A 3,496-nucleotide genomic window follows, 5' to 3' on the forward strand; every position below is an offset into this window, starting at 1 on the left:
GCAAAGAAGCATCGTTGTCGTCAGTTGCATCATAAGGGCGATGTGACCATGACTGTTGTGGCTGGTGAGGGGGCAAGGATGGTGCGGCGACCTCCGTTGTCCCAATGTTGGCCAGCGTGGCAGACTCGGTGCATCAATGTTGCATCTGATACAACATTGTCTATGGGTGCTGACAACGGTGGCGCCGGCCGGGTGTGGTCGTCGCATGGGGTGGTCCATCTCGATCCGAAACCGGCGGTGTTCGACGCGATGCTGACAGGCTGGGAACGCCAGCAGCGAGCGAGGTTTCTGCGTGAGTCGACGATCGGCAATAGGACCCGGCTGGTCCGGAGGTTTGCAGAGTTCACCAATCTGTATCCGTGGCAGTGGACCCCAGCTGAGGGCGAGGCGTGGATCAGCGCATTGCGGTCCGGGCCGAAACCGCTGCGGCTGTCGACGTTACGGAGCTACGAGGTTGAGTTGAAGATGTTCGGCGAGTACCTGCGCGATCCACGAAACGGGTGGGTGCAGGAGTGTTCTGAACTGTTCGGAACCGTGCCGCAGGAGGTCTTCCACGACGACAACTCGATTGTCCATGTCGGCGAGTACGAGGGCGATCCGGGCCGGCGACCGTTGACCTATGACGAGGTGCAGACGCTGTTCGACACCGCTGATGCCCGGGTCGACCGGATCCACGCTCTGCACCGCAAGGGTGTGCTCTCGGCGATGCGTGACGCGGCCCTGCTCAAGTTCTGTTACGCCTATGGCCTGCGACGCCGTGAAGCCGCTCTCTGCGATCTGGTAGACCTGCGCTCCAACCCGAAACTCCCACAGTTCGGCCGATTCGGATCGGTCACCGTGCGCCACGGCAAAGCCAGTCGTGGCGGGCCGAGTAAACGGCGCAGTGTGCTCACCGTGCCGGAGATGGGTTGGATCACAGAAGTTTTGGAACACTACATCGACGAAGTCCGGCCCCAGCTGGGCAACGGACGGGCACCTGGTTTGTGGCTGACTGAACGGGGCACCCGGATCAGCACCCGCGCGACCGGCGCGGTGTTCGCCAAGACGCGCGATGCCGCAGGCCTGGACCCGCTACTGCAGCTGCACTGCCTGCGCCATTCCTACGTCACCCACCTGGTGGAGTTCGACTACCCCGAGCGGTTCATCCAAGAGCAGGTCGGTCACTCGTTCTCCGCGACCACCGCGGTCTACATCGGGGTGTCCAACGAGTACCGCAATCGGCTACTGACCCGTGCGGTCGCCGCCCGCTACGGTTCGGCTCTGCAGGGAGATTAGTCATGAAACACCTGGACTACCACTGGCATCTGCGCGCGAAGATGGCTGCCCAGGGCATGTTCGCGACCACCGATCTGCAACCGCACCTCGCCGAACGTGGCATCACACTTTCCCGTGAACAGGTCTACCGCCTGGTGACCGGCCACCCCCAGCGGATGAGCATGGACACCCTGATCGCGCTGTGCGACATCCTCGACTGCACCCCCAACGACCTCATCGAACCTGCCATCACCGAAACCGCCACAGCCACCAAGGCCGCGGCGGCCGGGCGGCGTGCTATCCGAGCAACGGCACCCCGACGACGCACCACCATCACCCGACCCACCGAGACTCCAGAATGAGCGCCCCTGCACCGCAGCACAACTGCGATAAGTGCGGTCGACGCGCCGCACGGGTCACCCGCACCGATGATGGCGGGCTATGCCGATCCTGCTACCGCCGCGACCCCCGCCGATTCGAAGACTGCGCCCAGTGTGGCCGCCTGCGTTACCCATCGAAGCGCACCCCCGCCGGTTCAGCGCTGTGCAGCAACTGCGCTCGGCCCAAACACCTGTGCGTGTCCTGCGGCCGACTCGATCATGCCAAGAAGACCACCGACCGCGGACCACTATGCCAACGCTGTTACACCCCACCTCACCGCATCTGCGGGCAATGCGGTGAGCGCCGGCCCGTCGCAGCCCGATCCCAAGACGGCATCGACAACCTGTGTAAGAGCTGTTTCGTTGCGCCCTTGCACACCTGCGGAGTGTGCACCCTGCAACGCCCGGTGCACACCCACTGGCCCGTGGGCCCAGTCTGCCTGCCCTGCTACAAACGGGAACTCCGCAACCCCGCCCCCTGCGCCCGATGCGGCCACACCAAAGTCCTCACCGCACAACTGGACAACCAACGAATCTGCGGGCCGTGTGCCGGGACACGAGACTATCTGTGCCGACACTGCGGAACCGCTGGGCCACACCACTTCACCGCAGCCTGCCTGCCCTGTTCGATCACCCGACTGGTCACCGATCTACTCGCCACCGATCATCCAGACCTCACGCGGCTACCTCAACTACTGAGCGAACGAGGTGATCCGGCCTCCACCATGCGGTGGCTGATGCGACCACACACTCGCACGTGGCTGACCCAGCTGGGCAACCGCGCACAACACACCGAGCTCACCCACGCCGATGTGGACGCGCTCCCGCCCAGTCAGGGCCGTCACTTCCTGCGCGCCCTCCTCGTCGAGACCGGCATCCTCACACACCGAGACGAACACATCGAACGACTCGGCACCTGGCTGACCGAAACCGCCGACACACTCCCCCACCACCACCGAACACTGATCGTGGCCTACGGCCACTGGTCAGTCCTACGAGCAGCACGCCGCCGCGCACACCGCGGCCACACATTCACCACCTACGCCGACGCAGCAGCACGCGAACAGATCAGGACCGCTATCCGATTCCTGGCACACCTCGGCGATCTCGGCATCGCGATCAGCAATCTCACCCAACCCATCACCGAGGCATGGACTGCCGGCAACCGCGACCGCACCCGCAGACTCGCCGCGTTCATCGCCTGGCTTGAACGCCGAGACATCGTCACCGACATCATCATCGGCACACCACCTACCGGTCATAGCGCCGATATCGCCGCCGCCGACGATCACACACGCCTCATCACGTCACTGGTCAACGGCTCCCCGACCTCCGACCTCGCCACCCGAGTCGCCGGTCTGCTGGTCCTGCTCTACGGCGCCTACATCAGCAGAATCCACCAACTCACCACCGCGGACATCACCATCACCGCGACGACCACCCAGCTACGCCTGGCCACACACCCCATCGGCCTACCCATACCCGTCGCCGCGCTGCTGCACCAACTCGCCGCAGCAACCGAAAACGACGCCCGCACAACAACACCAGACCGATCCGGCCACTACCTATTCCCCGGCGCCCGGCCCCACCACCCCATGCATCCGACCACCCTGCACCGCAAGCTCGCCGCGATAGGCATCACCAAAGCCCACCGCAACCACGCCCTAGCCACCCTGACCAGCGAGCTACCAGCCGCCGTCGTAGCCACCCAACTCGGATTGCACATCAACACCACGACCAACTGGGCCACAATCTCCAAACGCGACAACGCCGAGTACCTCCTCGCCCGCCAACCATGACCACCAACCAGAAAGGCCAAGACCATGAATAACGACCACCCAAACAATGACCTTCCACCAGTT

At 64.1% G+C, this 3,496-nt stretch carries 3 protein-coding genes; all 3 read left to right on the top strand.

Features of this window, described 5'->3' with window-relative positions; genetic code table 11:
* On the top strand, positions 1-1,275 hold a 1,275-nt coding region (locus M1L58_RS23125), incomplete at its 5' end, for a tyrosine-type recombinase/integrase (RefSeq protein ID WP_374112786.1).
* A 2-nt stretch (positions 1,276-1,277) separates the two neighbouring features.
* Positions 1,278-1,616, top strand: a complete 339-nt coding sequence (locus tag M1L58_RS23130) for a helix-turn-helix domain-containing protein (RefSeq protein ID WP_127963133.1) — start codon at positions 1,278-1,280, stop codon at positions 1,614-1,616.
* 755 nt (positions 1,617-2,371) lie between these two features.
* Complete coding sequence (locus M1L58_RS23135; protein ID WP_248660612.1) at positions 2,372-3,433, top strand: hypothetical protein; 1,062 nt, start codon at positions 2,372-2,374, stop codon at positions 3,431-3,433.
* Positions 3,434-3,496: the final 63 nt, after the last annotated feature.

This window comes from Gordonia sp. C13 (genome assembly GCF_023218005.1).
Lineage (GTDB): Bacteria > Actinomycetota > Actinomycetes > Mycobacteriales > Mycobacteriaceae > Gordonia > Gordonia namibiensis.